Origin of the sequence: Buttiauxella agrestis ATCC 33320 (genome assembly GCF_000735355.1) — a bacterium.
GTDB lineage: Bacteria > Pseudomonadota > Gammaproteobacteria > Enterobacterales > Enterobacteriaceae > Buttiauxella > Buttiauxella agrestis.
The window spans coordinates 88,749-114,512 of the sequence record NZ_JMPI01000030.1; the positions used below are offsets into that span (position 1 = coordinate 88,749).

The window sequence follows — 25,764 nt, forward strand, 5'->3', positions numbered from 1 at the left end:
TTATTTTCCTGCTACTTCACGTAAGGCGGTAATTACGCGAGTCACATCGTCATCGGTCATCGTTGGGAATAACGGAATGGAACAAATACGTTCGCTATTCCATTCGGTGTCGGGCAACGAAAGAATGGAATAACGCTCGCGGTAATATTTTTGTGTATGCGCGGCTCTGAAATGCAGCCCGGTGCCAATTCCTTTTGCTTTTAAAGCATCCATGAATTCATTACGGCAAATTCCACAGCGAGTTTCATCTATGCGCAGAATAAAAAGATGCCAGGCATGTTTATGTGCCCAACCTGGTTGAATAAGCGGTAAATAAGGCATATTCACTAATTCGCTTAAATAACGCTCAGCTATTTCAGTGCGGCGCGCGTTGTTTTGCTCGAGTTTTTTTAACTGCACCAGCGCAATGGCTGCATTAATATCCGCGAGGTTGTATTTATAGCCCGGCGAGATAACTTCCGCCTGCGGTGCACGCCCCAGCGTCTGGCGGTCGAACGCATCAACGCCCAGGCCGTGGAACTTCAGGCTGCGCATTCTATTCGCCAATTGCTCATCATCGGTAACAATCAACCCGCCTTCGGCGCAGGTCATGTTTTTGATGGCGTGGAAGGAGAAAATCGCCGTTCCTTTGTCGCCAACATGTTTGCCTTTGTAGTGAGTTCCCGCCGCGTGCGCAGCATCCTCAATCACAGGGATCCCGTGGCGTTCGCCCACCGCACGGATGGCGTCAATATCCACCGGCGCTCCGGCGTAATGAACCGGGATAATGGCGCGGGTGCGGGGAGTAATCGCGGCTTCAATCGCCTGCGCCGTGACCATCAACGTATCGCGGTCAACATCAATCATCACCGGTTCGCCACCGAGTAATACAATCATATTCAGGGTGGAAACCCAGGTCAGCGACGGCGTGATCACTTCATCGCCCGCCCCAATGCCCAGCGCCATCAATGCGACATGCATACCCGCCGTTGCAGAGCTCACCGCAATCGCATGCTTATTGCCGGTTAACTCGCAAAATGCCTGTTCAAGTGCCTGATTTTTAGGGCCAGTTGTTATCCAACCAGACTGCAAAACTTCACTCACTGCGTTGATTTCTTCTGGTCCCATCGCAGGACGTGAGAAAGGCAGAAATTCACTCATTGGATATCCCTGTAATTATCTAAGTTGCTTTTTAAATCATGAGCCGGGTTAATTAAATGAAAGCACAACATGATTGCGTTACTGCGCTCCAAATTAAACCGGATTAAAACAAAACCATCCTGGCAGAGATTCCTTAGCTCAATATTAAGATGGACGGAATCACAGTGAAAATTTAGAAGGGCAACATTAAGGTTAAATTAAGGTTCAGGGTAAATAATCCCTTTCGTAATTTGCAGGCGTAAATAGTCACGTCAAAAACTTGTTTGCAAATTTGTTAATCCCTTTTTTTAGCTAAAAAAACAATATCGTTGGAGATGTAAATGCCTGTACTTTTCAGGATGAAAGTTATCCCACTGGTTTTGCTGTTGGCGATGGTTTTTGCCTTCCTACTCAACTGGCCCGTGTTGCTGCATTTTTACGATATTTTGTCGCATCTTGAGCATGATAAAGCCGGCTTTGTTATCTCCATCCCGTTTGTCCTCGTGGCCGCGCTCAACTTCGTCTTTATGCCCTTCTCTGTCCGTTATCTGCTCAAACCGTTCTTTGCGTTGCTGCTGATTACCGGGTCGATGGTCAGTTATTCGACGCTTAAGTATAAAGTGATGTTTGATCAATCCATGATCCAGAACATCGTTGAAACCAACCCGCAAGAAGCCCATTCCTACCTGAACGGCTCGATCATTTTGTGGTTGTTACTGACGGGGGTTCTTCCGGCTGTCTTGCTGTTTTTAATAAAAATCGAGTACCCATCGAAATGGTATAAAGGTGTTGCCTGGCGCGCGCTGTCGATGGTGGCGTCACTGGCGCTTATCGCCGGTGTGGCCGCAATCTATTACCAGGATTACGCTTCCGTGGGTCGTAATAACTCCACGTTAAACAAAGAAATCATCCCGACCAACTACGTTTACAGCACCTTTGGCTATGTGAAAGACACGTACTTTACGACCAAAGAACCGTTCCAGACGCTGGGTGATGACGCCAAACGTGTAGCCAGTGCAGATAAACCGACGCTGATGTTCCTGGTGATTGGGGAAACGGCGCGCAGCAAAAACTTCTCAATGAATGGCTATTCACGCGACACCAACGCCTGGACCCGCCAGATTGGCGGCGTTATTTCCTTTGCCAATGTACATTCTTGTGGCACCGCCACCGCAGTCTCTGTGCCGTGTATGTTCTCTGATATGAATCGCACCGAGTACTCCCACAAAAGAGCCGCCAACAGCGAAGGTCTTCTCGATGTGGTGCGCAAAACGGGCGTTTCAATGCTCTGGAAGGACAATGACGGCGGTTGTAAAGGCGCTTGCACGCGCATCCCGACTATCGAGATTAAGCCGACCGCTGACCCAAAACTTTGTGATGGGCAAACCTGCTATGACGAAGTGCTGCTGGATAATATCGATCAGGATATTTCTAAAATGTCAGGCGATAAAATGTTGGCATTCCATTTAATTGGCAGCCACGGCCCAACCTACTTCCAGCGTTATCCTGCGGATCAACGCCATTACATGCCGGAATGTGCTCGCAGCGATATTGAAAACTGCACCCAGGAACAGCTCGTCAATTCCTACGACAACACCATCCGTAATACCGACCGTGTGATGGCGCAAATGATTGAAAAACTCAAACAATACAGTGACCGTTATAACACCGTACTGATTTACGTTTCCGACCACGGCGAATCATTAGGCGAAAAAGGGTTATACCTGCACGGCACCCCGTACAAAATTGCGCCTGAGGAACAAACGCATATTCCGATGCAAGTGTGGATGTCACCCGGCTTTATTGCCGAGAAACACATGAATATGACGTGCCTGCAAAATAACGCGCTCAAGAACGCTTATTCCCACGACAATTTGTTCTCGTCGGTACTGGGGCTTTGGGATATTAGCACCAGCGTTTATAAACCCGACATGGATATATTCCACGGATGCCGCAGTTAATTGTTGGTTTAATTGCCACCTGATTTCTGGGTGGCAACCTCAATAACTGAAAAGCTTTTTTATGACTCATGCTATGATTTCGGCAAAAAATGGCATGGGTAAATCAAGTGGGTTCGAGTAAAAGAGGTGCGCTGAACGTCTTAACGGCAGCGATTTTGTGGGGAAGTTCTGGGGTTTGCGCGCAATACATTATGGAGCAGAGCCAGATGTCATCGCAGTTTTTAACGATGACGCGCCTGTTGTTTGCCGGGTTAATTTTGCTGACGCTGTCCTTTATTCAGGGCGAGACAATTTTCCGCATTTTCAAAAACCGCCAGGATGCCATCAGCCTGCTGGTATTCTCCCTTGTGGGTGCGCTGGCCGTGCAACTCACCTTCCTGATGACCATTGAAAAATTCAACGCTGCCACCGCCACCGTGCTCCAGTTTTTATCCCCTACCATTATCGTGGCCTGGTTCTCGCTGGTGCGTAAATCCCGCCCCGGCATATTGGTTTTTGCGGCAATTGGCACCTCGTTGTTAGGCACCTTTTTATTAGTGACCCATGGCGACCCGACGTCGCTCACGATTTCCGGTAGCGCATTATTCTGGGGGATTGCCTCGGCTTTCGCCGCCGCGTTTTATACCACCTGGCCTTCGCGTTTAATCGCCCGGTACGGCACCCTGCCGATTGTCGGCTGGAGTATGTTAATAGGCGGCGCGATGCTTCTGCCATTTTATGCCGGCCAGGGAGGCGACTTTGTGATAACCGGAAATGTGCTGTTGGCCTTTTTCTATCTGGTGGTTATCGGAACGTCACTCACTTTCAGCCTCTATTTAAAAGGTGCGCAGCTTATTTGCGGGCCAAAAGCCAGTATTTTGAGTTGCACCGAACCGTTAAGCAGCACGTTCCTTTCGCTATTATTGCTGGGCATTACCTTTACGGTTTCCGACTGGCTGGGCACCCTGATGATTTTATCTTCAGTTATTCTGATTTCGCTGGACTCACGCCGTCGCGTCATCACCCATCAGGCGTAAAAAACGCACATATAAAAGAGGCACCCCATGGGGTGCCTCGAAACATTTAACGCTTTACTCATTCGTGCATTACAGCGTCCCTGTCCCACCGTCTGAACACCAGACCTGCCCTGAGGTAAAGCTGGACTCTGGCGAAGCAAACGTCACGTACAGTGACGCAATTTCCGCCGGTTGCCCTGGGCGTCCAAGCGGTGCGGAAGCGCCAAACTTTTCAATTTTTTCCTGCGGCTGCCCGCCGCTGCATTGCAAAACCGTCCAGTACGGGCCTGGCGCGACAGCATTGACCCGGATCCCCTCGGGTGCGAGCTGCTTCGCGAGAGATTTGGTGAATGCCACAATCGCGGCCTTGGTCTGAGAGTAATCAAGCAAATTATCACTGGGTAGATAAGCCTGCACGGACGCGGTATTAATGATTGCCGCCCCCCGTGGCAGATAGCTCAGCGCCGCTTTGGTTATCCAGAACATGGCGTACACATTGGTTTTGAAAGTGGCATCAAACGCTTCAGTCGTGAGGTCTTTGATTGATTCGCAGAACTGTTGACGCCCTGCGTTGTTAATCAGCAAATCTAATCCGCCCAGTTCCTGTGCGGCCTGCGTCACCAGTTGCTGGCAAAACGCTTCGTTGCGGATATCGCCCGGAATGGCGACGGCCTTACATCCCTCGGCACGAATCAGCGCAATCACTTCAACGGCATCTTCTTCTTCCTCGGGCAGATAATTAATCGCCACATCGGCCCCTTCACGAGCAAAGGCAATGGCCACGGCCCGCCCTATTCCTGAATCTCCGCCGGTAATTAACGCCTTACGCCCAATAAGTCTGTCGCTGCCTTTATAAGATGTTTCACCGTGATCGGGGACGGGGATCATGTTTTTGGCAAGCCCCGGAAATGGCTGCTTCTGATGTTCAAATGGTGGCGATGGATAAGCATCGGAGTGGGTTCTATTGCGTGAATCGGGGATCCCATTCTTGCTTTGCATATTCAGCTCCTGTGATTTTCATTCGCAGAACAGAAAGCATAGAACAAAAGGCCACCGAGGTGGCCTTAAAGCTGAGAACAAGATTCTTCCCAGGCCGGATAGCGCAGCGCCACCCGACAACACGCTAATCAGAAATCATAGGTCATTGACACTTTCAGCGTGCGCGGCTCGCCCTGGAAGATATAGGTGCCTAAATCTTCTACGCCAGACCAGTATTTCTCGTTGGTGACGTTATCAACGCCCGCCCGCACCACCATTTCATTGCGATCGGCATTCAGGTTCATACGATAGCGGACACCGAGATCAAGCGTGGTGTAACTGTCGAGTTTTTTGGTATTCGCCGCATCGGCATATTGCGAACCGGTATGGTTCACTTTCGCCGTCGCCGTCAGTCCGTTAACCGGCTTGATGTCGTATTCCGCGCCCACCACCATGTAGAAACGGGAGACACCAATGGCGTCTTTGCCGTCAGTTTTGCCGCCTGCGGTGTGGGTCTGCTCCGGATCCAGCCACATCGTGCTGCCGTTTAAGCGCAAGCCTAACATTGGCTCGCCAAACACGTTCAGCTCCACACCCCGGTTGCGCTGCTCGCCGTCGAGCGCGTAATAGTTACTGGCATTCAAAACGGCAGAGGGTTTTTTGATTTCGAAAAGCGCAAGCGAACCGCCGACACGCTCGTAATCAATTTTCACCCCGGCTTCATCTTGTTTAGAGTGCGCGATGCCGGTGCTTTGCCCGTAGTTGGCCGCCCCTTTTGGCGCATTGCTTCCCGGCTGCAAGGCTTCGGTATGGTTCGCATAGAGAGAGATTTCATTCCATGGCTTGTACACCAGCCCGAAGGTCGGCATCCAGCGGCTTTGCGTATACCGCGAGGAAGTGTCTTCGAGGCCAGTTTTGTTGCTGTAGTTACGCACCACCACTTTTTGATGACGGGCAGCGGCGGTAAACAGCACGCTGTCATCCAGGATGCCAAACGTGTCACTCAGCAGCCAGCCCTGCGTGCGGTTACGCGCCGTGGTCAGCGGGTCAAAATAGTCGCCGCCAAAGTACGCATTCGTCGGTTCTGGCACGGCGTGATTATCATAAATATTGGTGGTTGGATTTTTGGCAGACATGCGCCACGCGGTAGCGTCGCGTTTGATTTGCGCGGAATAGCCAACGTTCACTTTATGAGAAATCGCGCCGGTATCGAAATCACCGCGCACCCCCGCCATGCCGCTGAAGGCATCAATAATACGATTGGTATCCAGACGGCCGACGGTGGCATCGCCGTTTTCATTGAGCATTTTAGGGGCGCTATAAGTGCCGGTTTCGTGAGCGTGTTGTGCGCCTAATGCCGCGTAGGTCGTCCAGCTATCGGTCAAATCAAACTCGGTTTTCGCCATGCCGAATTCGTTTTCGATATCGCTGTAGCCCCATTTCTGGCTGTAGTTTTTGGTGCTGCCCGGCACGTCAGGAATGAAATCAACGCCGCTGATATTGATGCCCATGGTGCCGCCATGGAACGTTTTCTTCTGATAGCCAAAATCCAGAGATGAACGCGAGCGATCGGTTTTATAATCGAGGCCAATGGAGGCAAGCGTGGTACGGCGTTTGTCATCATCGACCGCCGCTTCCCCTTCGCGATGCACCAGATTCACGCGCGCGCCAAACTGGTCGTTATCGCCGAAACGGCGTCCGACATCCAGCGAACCGCCTACCTGGGAATCTGATGTGTAATCGACGCCAATCTGGGTGGTCGGTAACGCCTCGGCACGTTTTGGCTCGAGGTTAATCATGCCGCCAACGCCGCTGCCCGCCGCGCCATTGAGTAAAGCATTCGCGCCTTTAAAGACTTCGACACGTTCGAGCATCTGAGTGTCCATCACCTGGCGCGGTACCACGCCCGACAGGCCACCCATCGTCATATCGTCGCCATCAAGTTTGAAGCCACGAATACGGTAGGTTTCGGAGAAGTTGCCGTAACCCTGCACCGCCTGCACGCCCGCATCATTGCTGACAACATCGCCAATGGTTTTGGCCTGCTGGTCCTGAACCAGTTTGGCGGTATAGCCGATCACGTTGAACGGCACGTCCATCGCTTTTTGTTCGCCTAACATGCCTAAACGCCCGCCGTGGGCGATTTGCCCGTCCATGTATGCCGGAACCAGTTCGTTGCCGCCGGGTTTAAATGCGCTATCGGCATTGCCCTGCACGACAATCGACTCCTCTTGATTCTGCTGTGTGGACGCGTCGTTGCTGGCTGCGTGAGTGGTTTGAGTGACCGCTCCCATTGCCATCGCAATCAGAGATTTACGTAATAAACGGGTTTTGCCCAGGGTGTTGTGCATAATTTTCTCGCCAAAAAATCCAAATAAAACAAAATGGCCCGCAACCGGGCCTGATGCTTATTTTTTGAGGTCGATTCTCACGATGCTGTCCGGGCCATTCGTGGAATGATCTTTGTTAAAGGCTTGCTTGACGGTGACATACAGAATTTGCCCGTCGTCAGAGAGCAGCAGGCTGTTTGGGTTGGGCTTTAAATCCCACGATTTCTTCAGCGCATAAGTGGTGCCATCGAGGCTCAGTAGCTTGCCGGACTCGCGCTGAGTGATGTAAATCTCATTGCGTTTGGCGTTGAATTTCACCGCCAGAGAATCGCCCACCGCCAACTGCTTAATCACTTCTCCGGTACGGATATTCAGCACCAGCGTGGTTTTCGCTTTCGAGTTATCCGTGACAAACAGACGCCCCGTCGCGCTGTCTTCTGCCATATTGAGCAGCAATGCCGGTTTATCACCCAGCGGTTTCCAGCGTTTTTCGACGCGATTTGTTTTCGGGTTAATGACCAGAATCTCACCGCTGCCATTGGCGGCGTAAATGCGGTCGGTGGTTTGGGAATAATGCAGGCCGGTCATCCATTTGCCGGTATTTTTGATGCGCATTTTAAGCTTCAGAGTTTCGGCATCCACCACCCAGATTTGCGCCGGGTCTGCAACCGCGCCGATGTAAAGCAAGCCGTTATGCAGCAACACTTCACGAGCACCGTAAGGGAAACCCTCTTTGTTGCGCTCGCTGAATAAAATACGTGATTTAACTTTTCCATCTGCGGTGTTCACCGCACTCAGAGCGCCATCCAGAGAGTTAGTCACATACACAATCTGCCCATCCGGGGAGAGAGCCATCCCGAAGTTTTTCAGGTCAGTGTGGCTCGAACCAACGGTTTTCAGCGTAGTGGCATCCAGCTTGTAAATTACCCCGCCCTGCACATCTTTAAATCCTTCAGCGCTGGCGACATACAGCACATCGCCCTTCGGGCCGAGCGCCATTTCGTAGAGTCCGGCGGCTAAATCGCGCTGAGTGGTATCGGTGGCGACGGCTTTTTGCGTGGCGGGAGGCGTGGTTTGTGAGGTTTGCTGAGTTGCGCAACCGCTCAGTGCCACTGTCAAAAACAGTGCAACGGCGGAGAATTTTGTTTTCATCAGGAAAATCCCTGTCATATCCGTCAATAAAAAAGAGAATGAGAACTATACTCATTAGCATTTTGTAATCAAGCGTAAATGACTGAATCAATAAAAATCTCTGCGTCGGTAAGGGGTACTACATAGTCCATACTAGCCGGTCGGCACGACCGCGACACCGCTCACGCTGGGCATCACCTCTTTCATCATCTCGATAAACTTTCGCAGACGTGCCGGGTAATAACTTGCATAAGGATAAAGCAGATAAACAGGTAACGGCGCGGCCTGCCAGTCGGGCAAAACGTGCTGCAACGTTCCTTGTTCCAGGTCCTCCTTCACCACCCACGAAGAAACCATACCAACGCCTACCCCGCTGATAGCCGCATTGCGCACCGCATACAGGCTGTCGGTGCTCAGCCTTGGAGTAATAGTGAAGCGTAACTCCTCGCCGCGGATCACATGATTTAGCGTGACTTCGTTACGATAAAAACTGCTCAGCGCCACCCACGGTAATGCCGCTAAATCCCCCACGTCCGTCACCGGTTGATAGCCTGCCAAAAGCGACGGCGCAGCGACCACAATGCGCGGTACTTCTGCCAGTCGGATCGCCACCACCGAGGGGTCGGTAATCGCGCCAACGTGAATCGCGCAATCAATACCCTCGGGGATAAAATCCGGAGAATGGTCGTTAAGCACCCACTCAATATTGATATGCGGGTAACGCTGCAAGTAGTCGCCCAGAGGCTTAATAAGCTGATCCTGGCCGAAAGCGTGTGGCGCACGAACGCGCAGCACCCCAACCGGATCATCACTCACGCCGCTGACTTCATCTTCCAGCCTCTGCCAGGTTTCTATTAGCTTGCGCGCATGTTGATAACACCGCTCGCCATCATCGGTGAGTTTCATGCTGTGAGTGGTTCGCTGGATTAATTTTACGCCAAGCAGTTGCTCAAGGCTTTGCAGGCGGCGGCTAATGGTTGGCTGGGTAGTTTCGAGCTGCGCCGCAGCCGCTGAAAGGCTACCGCTCTCAACGATACGAACGAAGGTTTGCAATATGGCTATACGGTCGCCACTGGGATTAATGTTTTTGTTCATACGTAAAGTGTATAACAGTTTTACCCCGCCAGGGGCTACAACGGGCAGCGAATAACGATAAAAATGGCGACACATTCACTTCATGAGCACTTACAGGAGCGCGCCATGAGCCAGCTTTCCGCAGTCTCTTCATCCGTAACCGACAACCCGCTGTCGGGCAAAATTGTTTTTCTTCTGGCACTCGGCGCTGGCCTGAGCGTGGCTTCAATTTATTACAGCCAGCCGATGCTCGGAATTATCGCCAGCACTTTCCACGCTCGTGTCGGTGACGTTGGCCTGGTGCCGACGCTGACACAAATCGGTTATGCGCTGGGCATTTTGTTGCTCGCGCCGCTGGGTGACCGCTTCGATCGCCGCCGTATCATTCTGGTTAAAGGCACCCTGCTCGCACTGACTTTGCTGTTATGCGGATTTGCATCTTCCTGGCACGTGTTACTACTCAGCAGCCTGGCAATTGGGCTGGTAGCAACGGTCGCACAGGATATTATTCCCGCTGCCGCAACGCTCGCTCACGAAAGTCGCCGGGGGAAAATCGTCGGTATGGTGATGACCGGGCTGCTGGCAGGGATTCTGCTTTCACGCGTATTTAGCGGCATCGTGGCGGAATTATTCGGCTGGCGCAGCGTTTATGGAATTGCCGCTGCGGGAGTATGGCTTGTCACGTTAACGCTGTGGCGTGTGCTGCCTGATTTCAAGCCGGAAACCACGCTGCGCTATCCGGCACTATTGCGCTCGCTGGGCAAGCTATGGATGGAATACTCCGCTTTACGCCGTGCCGCGCTGGCGCAGGGATTACTGTCGATTGCCTTTAGCGCATTCTGGTCAACACTGGCAATTATGCTCGCCGAGCGCTTCCATCTTGGCAGCGCGGTAGCAGGGGCTTTTGGACTGGCGGGCGCTGCTGGGGCGCTTGCCGCACCGCTGGCGGGATCTCTCGCGGATCGTCGTGGCCCGAACTTCGTCACCAAAATCGCCTCAGCGCTAGTGGTTATTTCATTTGCGTTAATGTTTGTCCTGCCGCTGCTGCCAGTCCCTGCGCAGCTGGCGGTTATCATCATCAGCGCTATCGGTTTTGACCTCGGTATTCAGGCTTCATTGGTGGCGCATCAGACCATTATTTATGCTCTTAACCCAGCCGCACGTAGCCGTCTGAACGCCATCATGTTTACGGTGGTATTTATCGGCATGGCGCTGGGTGCGGCATTAGGCAGCAAAGCACTGGAAACCTTCGGTTGGCCGGGGATGGTGACGCTGGCAACCGGTGCGGCGTTATGCGGATTACTGATTCGTCTAACCACGCGTTCAGGCAAATAACGAATCGCCCCCTGCCCCGTTTTGCGCTTTCAGGATTAATCCCATCGCTCATGGCGTCTATGCTTACTAGTTCAGTACGAAAACACTGGAGGCGGTATGAGCAACCCGAATACTGGCGCACATAATAATAACGCCGGGCGGCAGGACACCAACCCGATTGAATATTACAGCTTTCGACTCACACGCCGCAGCCTGCTTAAAGCAGGAGCAGCATCGGCGGCAGTAGCCATCGCGCCCCGGCATGCTTTTGGCGCAAGCGACGCTACCGCAACACCCGCGCCTGAAATGGCAAACGTAACCCTAAAAATCAACGGCGAAACCCGGCAACTGGAGGTCGATACGCGTACCACGTTGCTGGATGCGCTGCGCGAAAACCTGCATCTTACCGGCACCAAAAAAGGCTGCGACCACGGTCAGTGTGGTGCATGTACCGTAATCGTAGATGGCCGCCGGATTAACTCCTGCCTGACGCTCGCGGTAATGCAAGACGGTGCTGAAGTGACCACCATCGAAGGGATAGGCACACCAGAAAATCTCCATCCGATGCAGGCCTCGTTCATCAAACATGATGGCTACCAGTGTGGTTACTGCACGCCAGGGCAAATTTGCTCCTCGTTGGCGGTGCTCAGCGAAATCGAGCAGGGAATTCCCAGCCACGTGACCCTCGATTTAGTCTCAGCGCCTCAGGCCACCAGTGATGAAATTCGCGAGCGGATGAGCGGGAATATCTGCCGCTGCGGCGCTTATGCCAACATTCTTGCCGCCATTGAAGATGTGGCCGGAGGGCGGAAATCATGAAGGCTTTTACTTATGAACGCGTGAAAACCCCCGCTGAGGCTGCCACCAGCGCACAAAAAAAAACCGGTGCTAAATTTATTGCTGGCGGCACCAACCTGCTGGATTTAATGAAGCTTGAGATTGAAACGCCCACGCATCTGATTGATGTCAACGGCCTCGCGCTGGATAAAATTGAGCCGACGCCAGACGGCGGGCTGCGGATTGGCGCCCTGGTGCGTAACACCGATCTTGCCGCAGACGCGCGGGTACGACGGGATTACGCGGTGCTTTCCAGAGCGCTGCTTGCAGGCGCATCGGGCCAGCTTCGCAACCAGGCGACCACCGCCGGGAATTTGCTTCAGCGCACGCGCTGCCCCTACTTTTACGATACCCATCAGCCATGCAACAAGCGGCTTCCCGGTAGCGGTTGCGCGGCACTTAACGGTTTCAGCCGCCAGCATGCCGTGGTGGGCGGCAGTGAAAGCTGCATCGCCACCCATCCGAGCGATATGGCTGTGGCAATGCGCCTGCTGGATGCCGTTATTGAAACCGTGGACCCCAATGGCTTTGAGCGCAAAATCCCGGTTGCGGATTTCTGGCCCGCGCCCGGCAACACGCCCCATCAAGAAACCGTGTTAAATGCGGGAGAACTTATCACCGCCGTCACCCTCCCGGCACCGCTCGGCGGCACCCATATTTATCGTAAAGTCCGTGATCGCGCGTCCTACGCTTTTGCCCTGGTTTCCGTCGCTGCGGTTGTACAAAAAGATGGCTCGGGCCGCGTGGCGCTGGGTGGCGTGGCGCACAAACCCTGGCGGCTTGAAGAAGCGGATGCGCAACTGACCAACGGCAGCCAAAGCGTCTACGCGCGTTTATTCGCAAGCGCCCATCCAACGCCCGAAAACGAATTCAAGTTGCTGTTGGCGAAGCGCACGCTCGCCTCGGTACTCACGGAAGCGAGGGGATAAGCCGATGAAATTTGAAAATCCTGCCAAAGATAACCCTATCGACCAGCTTACCGTGGTCGGCCAGCCGCACGACCGTATCGACGGCCCGTTGAAAACCACCGGCACCGCGCATTATGCCTACGAGTGGCATGACGAACAGCCCGATGCGGCGTATGGCTATGTAGTAGGCGCGGCGATTGCCAAAGGTCGCATTCAATCGATTGATCTTTCTGCCGCCGAAAAAGCCGCAGGCGTCATTACGATTGTCACTGCCGAAAACGCCGGGCATTTGGGTAAAGGCGAGAAAAACCCGGCCAAACTACTCGGTGGCCCGGAAATTGACCATTACCACCAGGCCATTGCCGTCGTGGTCGCACAAACTTTCGAGCAGGCGCGTGCGGCAGCCGAACTTATTAGCGTGGATTACCATCGCGAGCGCGGTCGTTACGATTTAGCCTGCGAAAAACCGTCTGTTTCCACGCCGCCCGAAGATGAACCGGACAAATCCGTCGGTGATTTTGCCAGTGCCTTTGCCGCTGCCGCCATACAGCTCGACGCCACCTACACCACGCCGGATCAAAGCCATATGGCGATGGAGCCTCATGCCTCAATGGCTGCGTGGAATGGCGATAAACTCACGGTCTGGACCTCTAATCAGATGGTGGACTGGTGTCGCAGCGATTTGAGCCTGACGCTGAAACTGCCGAAAGAAAACGTGCGGGTGATATCGCCTTATATCGGCGGTGGCTTTGGCGGCAAGTTATTCGTGCGTAGCGATGCGCTGCTGGCGGCACTCGGTGCTCGCGCGGCTAAACGTCCGGTCAAAATCGCGCTGCAAAGGCCGCTTATCCCTAACAACACCACGCACCGCCCGGCCACTATCCAGCATATTCAAATCGGCACCGATAACACCGGACGCATTAACGCCATCTCGCACGAAAGCTGGTCAGGTAATGTCGCGGGTGGCCCGCCGGAAACCGCCGTCCAGCAAAGTGAATTGCTTTATGCGGGAGCCCATCGCCACACCGGATTACGGCTGGCGGAACTCGATTTACCCGAAGGCAACGCCATGCGCGCGCCCGGAGAAGCGCCTGGATTAATGGCGCTGGAAATCGCTATCGACGAAATAGCCGAAAAAGCTGGCGTAGACCCCATCGAATTTCGCGTGATCAACGACACCCAGGTTGACCCGGCAAATCCTGAGCGCTTTTTCTCGCGCCGCCAGTTAGTGGAATGCCTGCGGACCGGGGCTGAACATTTTGGCTGGCAGCACCGCAACCCCAAACCGGCGCAAGTGCGTGACGGGCGCTGGCTGGTCGGTATCGGTGTGGCGGCAGGTTTTCGCAATAACATGGTGATGAAATCCGGCGCACGGGTTCACCTTGATGCGCAAGGCATCGTCACCGTTGAAACGGATATGACGGATATCGGGACGGGCAGTTACACCATCATCGCCCAGACGGCAGCAGAAATGCTGGGCGTGCCGCTGGAAAGCGTCGTGGTGCGCCTGGGGGATTCTGATTTCCCGGTGTCTGCGGGTTCAGGCGGGCAATGGGGGGCGAATAGTTCGACGGCGGGGGTCTATGCCGCCTGCGTGAAATTACGTGAGGCCATCGCCAACACGCTTGGGTTTGACGCGAACACGGCGGTATTTGCCGACGGGCAAATCAAATTCGGCGCCCGTACCGCTCAACTTAGCGATGCGGCCTCCGGCGGCAAATTGAGTGTCGAAGACAGTATTGAATTTGGCGACCTGGAAAAGACATTCCAGCAATCCACCTTCGCGGCGCATTTTGTCGAAGTCGGCGTCGACGTTGCCACGGGCGAAACCCGCGTGCGCCGTATGCTGGCCGTCTGCGCGGCGGGCCGGATACTCAACCCAAAAACTGCACGCAGCCAGGTGATCGGCGCGATGACCATGGGCGTGGGGGCTGCGTTAATGGAAGAGTTAGCCGTCGATACGCGCCTGGGGTATTTCGTTAATCACGACCTTGCGGCATACGAAGTCCCGGTTCATGCGGATATTCCCGCCCAGGAGGTGATTTTCCTCGATGACACCGACCCGGTTTCATCCCCGATGAAAGCCAAAGGTGTGGGGGAATTGGGGCTATGCGGCGTGAGTGCGGCTATCGCCAATGCGGTCTATAACGCCACGGGCGTGCGGGTGCGCAACTACCCCATCACGCTGGATAAACTGCTCAAACACTTACCGGAGCTGATTTGATTCAGGCTGCGCGACTTCACATTATCCTAATTCCCCGGCGTTGCGCTCAGGCCAACTATACTTAACCATTCATTGTCCTTTAAGGAGTTCGGTATGTTTGATAAAGCCACAGACAAAATCAACGAAGCAGCAGGCACAGCGCGAGAATTATACGGTAAGCATGCGCATAACCCGGATGACCAGTTTAAAGGCGCGGCACGTAAATATGCGTCCCAGGCCAGTTACGCGGTAAGAGATGCGACCGATAACGTACGTGACCAGGTTTCAACCAACCCTATCGCCGGTTTAGCCATTGCCGCCGCAGTGGGCGTGGTGTTTGGTTTCCTGTTAGGCCGGAAATAAACCCTGCAAATTGAATTAATAAATAAGATATTGGGCTGTTTAACAGCCCTTAATAACAGACTTTAAACTCTCTGCTTTTAATGTTGTTATGAATAGCGGTGTGAATATTATCTTGGCTTCGGATCAAAAATATTATGCAGGTCTAGTGAATTAACTTTGTTTTCTAAAGCACGATGATAATGAATATAACACTCAAATTTCATGTCTAACGCTTCCGGCGATCGGAATGATTTCAACGGAAACATCCCTTTGAGCGATTCAACAAACACTTCAGGGATCATAATAATGTTATCGCTACTGGAGCATAAATAAGCCAGTGTGAGCAGGTTCGGGCTTTCCCATGAAATTTCCCGCTCGCGGAATAAAGGCGTTTGGAAATCCATGTTGTTGACCATGCTGGAGATACTGCCTGAATCTCGCTGCCAACGAAGGTGTTTGTTTGTTTGCCAATCATCCAGCGTAAACGTCTCATTTATGGTTGGATGGTTATTGCTGGCCATAATACACATTTTAGAATACAGATATCGCTTTGAGACTATTGATACATCTTTTGGTAATCTTCCGCCAATATCAATGTCCACTTCTCTGTGTTGTAGCTTGCGCAATCGTTCATTTTCGCAGGTGTCCATGGTGATAAAGTGGAGCAAGGTGCCATCAATCATTGAATTGATATAGTCAGCAAGATAAAACTCAATTAACGAATAAGTGGAAATAATAAATTTTTTGCGCGTGGTATTTAACGCCATTATCTCGCGATATTTTTCCTGCAACGCAAGAGCATGCTCATTAGGTTTTAATCCATTGTTTTTTCTGATGAATGGACTCACATCAAGTTGAGCCGTAAGCTGCTTTAAGGTGTAACTGATCGCTGAAGGCGATATCCCCAGCACTTTTGCCGCTTTCGCCGCACTACCACACTCAATCAGAGTATTAACAACTTTTAATTTTTTTAGGCTAATCTCTTTCATTGCTATTCCTGGATAAAATATCACGGACTCAAGCACAGATCTCTTACGTTGCTCATAACGTTATCGACAAATTTCATCGCCTGTTCATCTTCGGTGATTTGAGTATTAAAATGCATGTAGCAGTCATATTTCATATCGAATTCAGCGGGTAACTTATGACATTGCACCGGGAATTTTTTGGTGAGCATCGGCACAAACATTTTGGGGATAAGCATAATAGAGTCACTGTGCGCGCAGAATGTCACCATGTTAATAATGCTGCTGGAAATCAGCCCGACATCTCTACTCTGAATGTATTTACCGACCTTTTCCGCGTTTCGTATGCTGTGACAATAATAGTCAATCATCACATTCCATATCGCATGTCTGGCGCGGTATAAATCATCAACCGACAATTGTGTTGGCAAAGCTTTGTTTTGCACCCCTGATAGCGCCACTACATCGCACGATAAGATCTTAACTTTGCTAATAAGCTTATCGGCCGGGAGTTTCCCGCCAATATCCACATCGACAATACCGCTTTTTAGCTTCTCCGCTCTTTCATCAATACTCGCGGTGTAGGGTAAAAACACATAGCGATACAACGATGAGTCCGTGGGTAAATTAAATATGGATTCTGCCAGTAACATTTCCATCGGAGAAAATGTCATCACGGTCAGTTTTTCTCGGCTTACCTCAATACTGTCAGCGTTATTCTCCTGCGCTAATGAGCAAAATTTTTGGTAGCGCTGGCTGAGTTCAAGAGCGGTGGCATCAGGTTTCATGCCCGCTTTGGTTCTGATAAACAGATGTTCCCCGGTGAGGCTTCTGAGTTTTTTTAGTGAGTAGCTGACGGCTCCAGGGGTTAAGTTGAGCAACTGTGCAGCTTTAGTCACGCTCCCACTCACCACTAGCACATTAATTATCTTTAATAATTTTAGGTCGATTTTGCTCTGCATAAAAAAACATTCCGGAATATATTATTATGTCAATTCCCTTGACTTATTTATAACAGTTTAAAATTAACAACAGATAAACTGAATTTCTTATGAATGAAGCTGGTGTTGGCTACTGAAAATATAATCTCAATTGCAGTGCATAACAATAAACATAGTCAGCTACAAAACGATTCATGCCCTATACATTCAATTCATCCAGATCCAACACCTTGTATTTATTGTTTTTTTAGTTTGCTTTTAAATCCATTAAAAAGTTAAATATAAAGATTTAAAGCACGGTAGATAAGCGCAATTATATTTAACCCTTGCGGTTGGATTTACTCCGCGAAATATTGCCGTATCGGAACCACTGCGCTGGTCTATACTCCAGTGAATTTGGGATATTTCAACAAACGAGTCAGATGGGGAACGGGATGCAACACTGTTCCTGACGCCATAAAAGGAGTGATGTTGACCATGGATAATCAACTCGATATGAAAGTTCTTAGAGCCATTCATATCCTCAGCACCTCGGGAAGTGTGACTAAAGCGGCTGAAATCCTGCAAGTCACGCCCGGCGCCGTGAGTTATTTGATTAATAAGGCCAGAAAAAGCACCGGTTCTGCCCTGTTTTTCAGAACCCGCAGCGGGATGAAGCCCAATACGCTGGCACTCGAACTCAGTCAGCGCTATCAAAACATCAACCAGGACTACAATGTGGATGGTTCAGCTTTGTCGCCTGGCGGCCGCGCAATTGTGTTAAGCACCCCTTCAATACTGGAGCTATTGCTGACGATAACGTTGCTGAATAACGAAAATGAACAGACTCAACTGGCCTTTTGCAGACCGTCAGATACCGATTCAGAACGCCTGGCCCGCCTGCGCAATAAAGAAATTGATATTGATGTTGGCTCACGTCTGCCCGTAGACAACTCGATTATTCAACTCAAACTCTTCACCTGTGACGTTGGCATTCTGGTCAGAAAGGGGCATACCACGATTAAGCCCCCCTTCACTCTTGATGACTGGCATCAAAATCGCCATGCCATATGGTCTCGCGGGATGCACTTTATTAGTGATGATGTTGAACAAACCCAGCATTTCCGGGCATTGTTTGAGAAGCGGGATATTGCCTTTGTGGCAAGCAGTTCGCTAAATCTGATTACACTTTGCGCGTTCAGCAATTTGGTTATATTGGTCCCCACAACTATTGGGAAAAAGACGCTAAATATTCTTCCAGTACAGTTACTCGAAGCCCCGCCAGAGCTGCAAATGCGCTATGAATGTTATCTTCATTATCACCATTCATTTTCCAGCGATCATTATTTCCAGCAGCTTTTAATCAGATTGCAAACATTCCTACAAAATTAGCATTTCGAATTTGGTTTTTTAATGATTTGAAATCATAGATTTTACTAAATAAGTTCAACAAGTTACTGATGCGCTCGCTTGTACTAGCGGGCTGAATCGTACATTTTTTGATAGATGAATATTCTTATATTTGATGATTAGCTGCCAGTTGGCAGCAATTAATGCTTTAAAATAGCTTATCAAAAGAGACATACCATCGTGCCCTTACTTTTTTCAATCCTCCTGCGCTTGATGGTCAGCAATTCACCAAATCAATTGATTTAAATTCCATACATTCAGTATCGTTATTGACCAAAGGGAAACACAGAGAATTAATGGCTTGTTTTTCTGTTAAAGATAATAGAACACATTAAGGTTCTGTTTTCCCTTTGAGTAGGATTTTAATAATTAAGATAGTGAAGTTTTACGGCTTCATTCTAATCCAATATATTGATTAAAGGGTATTTCGATGAAATTCAATTCCGCTTTACTTTCCTTAGTGGCTGCTGGCCTTTTCTCTGTTGCTGCGCACGCAGATACGACGGTTGCAGGCGGCACAATTAAATTCGAAGGTCAGGTTGTTGATGCGGCTTGTTCTGTATTTGCTGATTCCATGGATCAAACCGTGACGCTCGATCAGGTGACCGCTTCTAAACTTGCGACCGCGGGTACAGCAGCAGGCCAGCAGAAGTCATTCAATATCAAACTCGAAGACTGCGACACCACAGCAAGCCAGAATGCATCGGTAACCTTTATTGGCCAATCCGATGCCGTTACTTCGGGCGCTCTGGCGAATACCGCCGGTGCGGGTGCGGCAACTAACGTTGCCCTGCAACTGTATGGCGCAGACGGTGCCGTGCTGCCACTGGGCACAACGTCATCCACAACCACGCTGATTGATGGCGAAAATATTCTGCCATTCAGTGTTGATTACATCGCAACAGGCGCTGCGGCAACAGCGGGTAATGTCTCCGCAGTTGCAACATTTAGCACAACCTTCTCCTGATTTGTTGTCTTCCCCCGCTTAATTGCGGGGGACTTTTTAAATTTATGTCAGAGCGCAAACTATCTATGCATATTCTACAAAAATCTCTTCTTGCCAGTTCTCTGATACTGACGTCGGTCACCTCGGCTTACGCCGGAGGAATTGCTCTGGGGGCCACACGGGTTATTTATCACACCAACGAAAAAAATACGGTTTTACCGATTCTGAATACATCAGAAACCACCCGTTTTTTAATTCAGTCGTGGGTGTCTGATGGCCGCAATAATAAAGTCGATAACTTTATTATTACTCCACCTTTATTTGCCCTTGGCCCCAAAAAAGAGAACCGACTGCGTATTATTTATAACGGCCCAATGCTGCCACAAGATCGCGAAAGCGTATTTTATATTAATAGTAAAGCGATTCCTTCAGTACCCAAAGAGTCATTGAAAGGTAATACCTTGCAAATTGCGACCCAGAGTGTCATCAAACTATTTATGCGCCCACAAGGGTTGGAATCGAACCCTGCTGATGCCCCTGAATCTCTGACCTGCCATGTTTCAAACGGCCAGGTTATGGTTAAAAACCCGTCGCCCTATTACGTCACACTGGTGCAATTTCGCGTAGGAAACCAGAAGCTAAAAAATAACATGGTGGCACCAAAGTCGACCTTAACCGCGACTATTCCGGGTCATGCTTCGGGCAGTGTCTATTTCCAGTCCATAAATGATTTTGGCGCGAATAGCGCTGAGCAACACTGCACGGGTTAGCCGACGCGTTTATTAAGGATTTTTGGGTCGGTAAAGGAACAATAAGACAATGCCTCGTTTAAAATACAAATTAGCCCCGCTGGCGATATATATCGCTATGGGGTCAATACATTGCTACGCGGAAAATGTCTTTAACCCTGCATTTTTATCTGACGATCCTTCTGCTGTAGCCGATCTATCCCATTTTGATGAGGGGGGCCAGGCTCCAGGTATTTATCGTGTCGATGTCTGGGTAAATGAAGAATTCATCACCACAAAAGACATTCAGTTTATTAGTGCAAAGAACGATGAGCAAAGCAATGATGACACGGGACTTGAACCTTGTCTGACCGTCAAAACGTTAGGTGTGTTTGGCGTGAATACCACCGCGAAGCCCGATCTTGCTGCAACCGCACCCGACACCTGTGTCCATCTCGCCTCCGCCATTGAAGGGGCGATGACGCAGTTTGATTTCGACCAGCAACGCCTGGATCTCAGCGTGCCACAGGCCATGATGAGTACCACTGCACGTGGCTACATCCCTCCTGCACAATGGGATGAAGGCATTAATGCCTTGTTATTTAACTACAACTTTTCCGGTGCTAACAGCAGTGACCGCGAAAATGACAGTGCCAGTAATACCTACTTTTTAGGCCTTAACAGCGGTTTTAACCTTGGGCCATGGCGCTTGCGTGATTATTCGACCTGGAGCTATAGCAGCGGGCAGCGCCGTCAAAACAGCCAGTGGAACCACATCAATACCTATCTTGAACGGGCCATTATTCCGCTGAAAAGCGAGCTGACCATTGGCGACAGCAGCACTCCTTCCGAAGTGTTCGACAGCATTAGTTTTCGCGGTATTCAGATTGCCTCTGATGACAATATGCTGCCGGACAGCCTGCGCGGTTTTGCCCCTACGGTGCGCGGCATTGCCAAAAGCCACGCGCAGGTCACGGTCAGACAAAACGGTTACATCATCTATCAGACCTACGTTTCCCCCGGTGCGTTTGAAATTAAAGATCTGTTCCCTACTTCTTCGAGTGGCGACCTGGTTGTTGAAGTTAAAGAGTCCGATGGCAGCGTGAATATTTACCGCGAGCCGTATTCCACGGTGCCTATTTTACAGCGCGAAGGTCGCATTAAATACTCTGCCACCGCCGGGACTTTTCGCAGTAACAATGATCAGCAAGATAATCCTGGATTCGCGCAATCTACGGTTATCTGGGGTTTACCAAAGGGTTTAACGGCCTACGGCGGCGGGCAATTTGCTAACCGCTATAAAGCGGCGGTGCTCGGTTTGGGGTTAAATATCGGCCGGTTTGGTGCCGTTTCGATGGATGTCACCGGCGCTGATAGCGAGCTGGTTGATGGCACAAAGCATGTCGGTTCATCTCTACGCTTCCTGTATGCAAAATCCCTCGGCGCACTCGGAACCAACTTCCAACTGCTGGGCTATCGCTACTCCACGCAGGGCTTCTACACCCTGGAGGAGACCACCTGGAACAACATGTCCGGTTACGTTAGCGACGAAACGATTAACGATGGCACGGCAAAACCGGAATACATCAGTGCTTATAACCTTTACAACAACAAGCGCGATAAATTCCAGGTCAACATCTCTCAACAACTGGGTGCTGTCGGCTCGCTTTATCTCAGCGGCAGCCGCCAGAGCTACTGGAACACCAATAAAGCCAGCATGCTTTTACAGACCGGCTACAGCGGAAATGTTCTCGGCGTGTCGTGGAACCTGAACTACAGCTACAACAAGATGCCAGGTCTTGCGCACGCTGATAACCGCATCGCGATGAGTGTTTCTGTCCCACTCAGTCTGTGGTTTTCTCAGGGCAATGATGCCTTGCAACGAAACAACTCGGCCTACGCAAGCTACAGCGCCAGCAACGATATGCACGGGCACACCACGCAAAGTGCCGGGATAAATGGCACGTTGCTTGAAGACAACAACCTTAATTACAGCGTGCAGCAGGGTTATCAAAACCAAAACAGCAGCGCCAACGGTTCCGTTTCTGCGGATTACGCCAGTTCGTGGGGCAATGTCAACGGCGGGTACAACTACAGCGACAACGGCAATTACCAGCAGGTGAATTACGGGCTTAGTGGCGGCGTAGTGATACATGACCAGGGCATTACCCTCAGTCAGCCGCTCGGCCAGACCAATGTATTGATTGCCGCGCCCGGTGCGCGAAATGTGAAAGTTGAAGATGTATCGGGGTTAAAAACTGACTGGCGCGGTTACGCCGTGGTGCCGTATGCCACCACTTATCGTCGCAACAAGATGGCACTGGATACCACCTCCATGCCCGATAACGTCGACATGGTCGACAGCGTGGTGAGCGTGGTACCCACCCGTGGCGCGCTGGTACGCGCAAGTTTCGATACTCAGGTCGGTGCCAGGGTGCTGATTAATCTGACCCACCAGGGAAAACCCGTTCCCTTTGGCGCCATGGTTTCAAGTGCTGATAACAGCAGTATCGTGGGTGATGACGGACAAGTTTATCTTTCCGGCCTCAAACCCAAAGGCTCGCTGACGGTGAAATGGGGAGACGGTGCCATGCGTACCTGTAGCGTCGATTACACCCTGCCGGACGATGCCGAAACAAAACCGATTAACACCCTGACAAGAGAATGTAAGTCATGAAAATCACATTTGGAAAAACATTACTCCAGGTCATGGTGGTGTTTTGTGCGTCACTGAGTACCGCACACGCGTACACCTATACCTGCAAAGGGAAAAGTGGACATCCAACCAATATCTCCGGAAGCTTCGGGACGGTGACGATTTCTGACACCACCTTGAATGTGGTCGGGCAAGTCTTTGATCATGCGGCATCGTGGAACACCGGTGGGCGAATTCAAGTACGCTGCGATGAACCTTCCGGGACTCGTTCCCGGCGCTTCACTGCAACTTCCCCCCTGGTTCCGACCACTCTGGAAGGCACCACACAATGGTTCAATGTGAACGAATACCTCGATGCAACGATTAACGTTGCGGTTCAGGGCAACCGCTATGTCCCTTTCAAAAATATACGAGGAGGCGGTGCCAACGACTCAGCAGGCCAGACGAGCATGCCAGCAGGGACCACCGGCTTTCTTGACTTAAAAATCATTAAACCCTTCGTCGGCACCACCTCATTTGACAACATCCATGTGGCCGATATTTTCCTGTCTAAGCAAAGTGGCGTGTATAGCCCGGAACCCATCGCGCAGGTGTTCCTCAATGGCGTTATTTCCGTCCCGCAAAATTGCAGCGTGAATGCCGGTGCGGTTATACATGTTGATTTTGGTACGATGTACAACACCGATTTTACCGCCGCGGGGCAGAAAGCAGACAACGTTACCCCGCAAACTTTCAGCGTGCCGGTTGAGTGCAACTACGGCGCGTCTCTGGCAAACCTCTCACTTTCATTGAAAGGCACTGCTACCGCCAACGGCGATGCCATCCAGTCTGATAATCCGGACGTTGGCGTGGCGATAACCGACCAGAATAGCGCCCTGCTGCGCCCTAATGACGACTCCAGTTCCATTCGTCTGGCTCTCGACGAGATAGATACCGAAACTTTTTCGACCAATGTGATGCTTAGCGCTTATCCGGTAAGTACCACCGGCAACGCCCCTGCGGAGGGTACCTTTACCGCCCTCGCCGTCTTGCGCGTGGATTTTTCCTGAGGAGTGATGATGAAAATAAAACACCCCCCTCTGAAGGAATTATCCGCCGCACTCTTCCTGCTGGTTGCCCCGTATGCCGCCGCGGATGCCTACAACTTACAAATCACCGGCACGATTTTGTCGCGCACTTGTGATGTCAGTAGTAGCCAGAGTCAGACGGTGAACATCGGCCAGTTTTCCGTAAGTCACTTTGCCGCCGCAGGCGACACGACGACCGCCAAACGGTTCACCATTGATTTGGTAAACTGTGGCTCCGCCGCGACCGGAACTAAGCTGACATTTTCTGGCACGAACGACAGCGACAACCCGGCATTACTCGCGCTTTCAGACACGGGAAGCACGGGGGCTATGGCAACCGGTGTTGGGATAGAAATCCTCGATGGCAACCAACAGCCGCTGGCGATTAATACCCTGTCATCCACCGTTTACGAACTCTCGCCGGGGAGCAATTCTCTGCCTTTTTATCTGCGCTATAAAGCCACGCAAAATGTGGTCACCGCCGGAAATGCCTCCTCCGTCATGTATTTTGATTTGCAGTATCAATAAGGTGGCCGCATGAAACTCCATTTTTTGCTCACGGCGGCGCTATCGGCAGGCAGTATATTCGCAGCGCTTGCCCACGACGGAACCATGAATATTACCGGCACTATCACCGACAACACCTGCGTGGTTTCTGCCGATTCACAAAACCTGACGGTGGAGATGGGAAACGTCAGCAGCAAGCAGTTTTACCGGGCGGGTGCCGCCACGCGTTATGAACCGTTTACCATTCATCTGGAACGTTGCGATGCCGCCGCCAGTCGCGTCAGCATTACGTTTATTGGCACACCGAACTCCGTAAATTCGCAGCTACTCGCCGTAACAACGCAAGCGCAAAGCGCTCAGGGCGTAGGAATTGGGCTATACGATAGCGATAAAACGCTGGTTCCGGTCAACAACCTCAGCGGCGGAACCGCACTGACATCGCGCCAGGCAAATGTAACGCTGCCTTTTTTTGCCCGCTATGTGGCTGACGGCAGTAATGTCAGCCCTGGCGCGGCCAATGCCACCATCACTTTTACACTGACTTATGAATAAAACTTTTATTGCAGCAGCCATTATTGTGTTCTTTGGGCTCGTCACACAAAGCATGGCGGGAGTCAGCATTGGCGGCACTCGGTTTATCTATCACGAGCGGGCCAAAGGGGTGAAAGTTGAGCTGCGCAATACCAGCCAGAGCGCCTGGCTTATCAATACCACCGTGAGTTCTGGCGGCACATGGTCAGGGGTGACACCTTCAACACAACCTGCCCCGTTTATCGCAACACCGCCGCTTTTCTCCCTCAAACCAGGACGAGAAAACAGCATTCGCTTACTCAAAACTCACGCCAACATGCCCCCTGACCGCGAAAGTTTGTTTACCTTGAGTATCGCTGCAATCCCTTCGGGCCAGGCTCAAGCCAATAGCGTGCAAATTGCGGTGCGTTCCAGAATGAAGCTTTTTTACCGCCCGGCCAATTTAAAAGGAAACCCGCAGGAGGCTTATAAACAGCTCAGATGGGAGAAAAGCCGTGGGCAGGCCCGCGTCAGTAACCCGACGCCGTTTTATGTGACGCTAGTGAATCTGGTGGTTAACGGTAAAAAAATTGATAACCCTGGGATGGTGGCCCCGTTTAGCTCGCGCAGTATCAACGGGTGTGCGACGGTAAACACTTGCCATTTAAGCTGGCAAAGTATTAACGATTACGGGCGTATTCTTGAGAAAACCGAACGGGATATTTCCGGGAAATAAGTATTTAAAAAAGGGCCAATAAACCTCACGATATGAGCTTCATTGGCCAGAAGCGGTGTCAGAGTATTTTTTTGAGATCCCTCTCTTCCTGGACGTGCTCGTTATAAGCCAGGTGCGTTTTGATGAC

General features: G+C 51.1%; 22 protein-coding genes. 15 read left to right on the plus strand and 7 right to left on the minus strand.

What is annotated here, in order from left to right:
* Positions 1 to 1,140: a UDP-4-amino-4-deoxy-L-arabinose aminotransferase gene (gene arnB, locus GBAG_RS10720; RefSeq protein WP_034495831.1), complete on the minus strand. Its 1,140-nt coding sequence runs from the start codon at positions 1,138 to 1,140 to the stop codon at positions 1 to 3.
* A gap of 320 nt (positions 1,141 to 1,460) precedes the next feature.
* Here arnB and GBAG_RS10725 point away from each other — a divergent pair, with 320 nt between their 5' ends.
* Both GBAG_RS10725 and GBAG_RS10730 read left to right on the plus strand, forming a co-directional pair.
* On the plus strand, positions 1,461 to 3,080 hold the full coding sequence (locus tag GBAG_RS10725) for a phosphoethanolamine transferase (protein ID WP_034495833.1): 1,620 nt from the start codon (positions 1,461 to 1,463) through the stop codon (positions 3,078 to 3,080).
* Between the two features lie 107 nt (positions 3,081 to 3,187).
* A complete protein-coding gene (locus GBAG_RS10730) occupies positions 3,188 to 4,096 on the plus strand; it encodes a DMT family transporter (RefSeq protein ID WP_034495834.1) in 909 nt (302 codons plus the stop codon).
* Positions 4,097 to 4,165: 69 nt separating this feature from the next.
* Here the strand turns inward: GBAG_RS10730 and GBAG_RS10735 are convergent, their stop codons facing one another.
* From GBAG_RS10735 to GBAG_RS10750, 4 genes are all read right to left on the minus strand, one after another.
* Positions 4,166 to 5,074, minus strand: coding sequence for an SDR family oxidoreductase (locus GBAG_RS10735; protein ID WP_034495836.1), 909 nt, complete (start codon positions 5,072 to 5,074; stop codon positions 4,166 to 4,168).
* A gap of 128 nt (positions 5,075 to 5,202) precedes the next feature.
* Positions 5,203 to 7,404 carry a TonB-dependent receptor gene (locus tag GBAG_RS10740; protein WP_034495837.1) on the minus strand — a complete coding sequence of 734 codons (2,202 nt, stop codon included), beginning with the start codon at positions 7,402 to 7,404 and terminating at the stop codon, positions 5,203 to 5,205.
* A gap of 57 nt (positions 7,405 to 7,461) precedes the next feature.
* Positions 7,462 to 8,535: a YncE family protein gene (locus tag GBAG_RS10745; RefSeq protein WP_034495839.1), complete on the minus strand. Its 1,074-nt coding sequence runs from the start codon at positions 8,533 to 8,535 to the stop codon at positions 7,462 to 7,464.
* Positions 8,536 to 8,667: 132 nt separating this feature from the next.
* Positions 8,668 to 9,609, minus strand: coding sequence for a LysR family transcriptional regulator (locus tag GBAG_RS10750; RefSeq protein WP_034496273.1), 942 nt, complete (start codon positions 9,607 to 9,609; stop codon positions 8,668 to 8,670).
* Between the two features lie 105 nt (positions 9,610 to 9,714).
* Here GBAG_RS10750 and GBAG_RS10755 point away from each other — a divergent pair, with 105 nt between their 5' ends.
* The 5 genes from GBAG_RS10755 (at position 9,715) to GBAG_RS10775 (ending at position 15,213) form a co-directional block, all read left to right on the plus strand.
* Complete coding sequence (locus GBAG_RS10755) at positions 9,715 to 10,923, plus strand: MFS transporter (protein WP_034495840.1); 1,209 nt, start codon at positions 9,715 to 9,717, stop codon at positions 10,921 to 10,923.
* Positions 10,924 to 11,019: 96 nt separating this feature from the next.
* Complete coding sequence (paoA, locus tag GBAG_RS10760; RefSeq protein WP_081908403.1) at positions 11,020 to 11,721, plus strand: aldehyde dehydrogenase iron-sulfur subunit PaoA; 702 nt, start codon at positions 11,020 to 11,022, stop codon at positions 11,719 to 11,721.
* Positions 11,718 to 12,668, plus strand: a complete 951-nt coding sequence (locus GBAG_RS10765) for an FAD binding domain-containing protein (RefSeq protein WP_034495841.1) — start codon at positions 11,718 to 11,720, stop codon at positions 12,666 to 12,668. The genes paoA and GBAG_RS10765 overlap by 4 nt, the downstream gene beginning before the upstream one ends.
* A gap of 4 nt (positions 12,669 to 12,672) precedes the next feature.
* On the plus strand, positions 12,673 to 14,871 hold the full coding sequence (paoC, locus tag GBAG_RS10770) for an aldehyde oxidoreductase molybdenum-binding subunit PaoC (RefSeq protein ID WP_034495842.1): 2,199 nt from the start codon (positions 12,673 to 12,675) through the stop codon (positions 14,869 to 14,871).
* 93 nt (positions 14,872 to 14,964) lie between these two features.
* On the plus strand, positions 14,965 to 15,213 hold the full coding sequence (locus tag GBAG_RS10775; protein ID WP_034495843.1) for a DUF883 family protein: 249 nt from the start codon (positions 14,965 to 14,967) through the stop codon (positions 15,211 to 15,213).
* A 107-nt stretch (positions 15,214 to 15,320) separates the two neighbouring features.
* On the opposite strand, the gene GBAG_RS10780 is transcribed toward GBAG_RS10775, so the two are convergent.
* Positions 15,321 to 16,181 carry a LysR family transcriptional regulator gene (locus GBAG_RS10780; RefSeq protein ID WP_034495844.1) on the minus strand — a complete coding sequence of 287 codons (861 nt, stop codon included), beginning with the start codon at positions 16,179 to 16,181 and terminating at the stop codon, positions 15,321 to 15,323.
* A gap of 20 nt (positions 16,182 to 16,201) precedes the next feature.
* Positions 16,202 to 17,119 (minus strand): LysR family transcriptional regulator, encoded by a 918-nt coding sequence (locus GBAG_RS10785; RefSeq protein ID WP_034495846.1) that lies wholly within the window; start codon positions 17,117 to 17,119, stop codon positions 16,202 to 16,204.
* 456 nt (positions 17,120 to 17,575) lie between these two features.
* On the opposite strand from GBAG_RS10785, the gene GBAG_RS10790 reads away from it, so the two are divergent.
* The 8 genes from GBAG_RS10790 (at position 17,576) to GBAG_RS10825 (ending at position 25,637) form a co-directional block, all read left to right on the plus strand.
* On the plus strand, positions 17,576 to 18,469 hold the full coding sequence (locus GBAG_RS10790) for a LysR family transcriptional regulator (RefSeq protein WP_034496279.1): 894 nt from the start codon (positions 17,576 to 17,578) through the stop codon (positions 18,467 to 18,469).
* A gap of 448 nt (positions 18,470 to 18,917) precedes the next feature.
* The gene (locus GBAG_RS10795; protein ID WP_034495847.1) at positions 18,918 to 19,454 is read left to right on the plus strand and encodes a fimbrial protein; all 537 of its coding nucleotides are present in this window, start codon (positions 18,918 to 18,920) and stop codon (positions 19,452 to 19,454) included.
* Positions 19,455 to 19,519: 65 nt separating this feature from the next.
* The gene (locus GBAG_RS10800) at positions 19,520 to 20,203 is read left to right on the plus strand and encodes a fimbrial biogenesis chaperone (RefSeq protein WP_167333339.1); all 684 of its coding nucleotides are present in this window, start codon (positions 19,520 to 19,522) and stop codon (positions 20,201 to 20,203) included.
* A gap of 49 nt (positions 20,204 to 20,252) precedes the next feature.
* Entirely contained in the window at positions 20,253 to 22,838 is a 2,586-nt protein-coding gene (locus GBAG_RS10805) for a fimbrial biogenesis usher protein (RefSeq protein ID WP_051873695.1), read from the plus strand.
* Positions 22,835 to 23,866 (plus strand): fimbrial protein, encoded by a 1,032-nt coding sequence (locus tag GBAG_RS21845; protein ID WP_051873696.1) that lies wholly within the window; start codon positions 22,835 to 22,837, stop codon positions 23,864 to 23,866. Before GBAG_RS10805 ends, GBAG_RS21845 begins: the two co-directional genes overlap by 4 nt.
* A gap of 9 nt (positions 23,867 to 23,875) precedes the next feature.
* Entirely contained in the window at positions 23,876 to 24,412 is a 537-nt protein-coding gene (locus GBAG_RS10815; RefSeq protein ID WP_051873697.1) for a fimbrial protein, read from the plus strand.
* A 9-nt stretch (positions 24,413 to 24,421) separates the two neighbouring features.
* Positions 24,422 to 24,943, plus strand: a complete 522-nt coding sequence (locus GBAG_RS10820; RefSeq protein WP_034495851.1) for a fimbrial protein — start codon at positions 24,422 to 24,424, stop codon at positions 24,941 to 24,943.
* Between the two features lie 25 nt (positions 24,944 to 24,968).
* Positions 24,969 to 25,637, plus strand: coding sequence for a fimbrial biogenesis chaperone (locus GBAG_RS10825; protein ID WP_246864871.1), 669 nt, complete (start codon positions 24,969 to 24,971; stop codon positions 25,635 to 25,637).
* Positions 25,638 to 25,764: the final 127 nt, after the last annotated feature.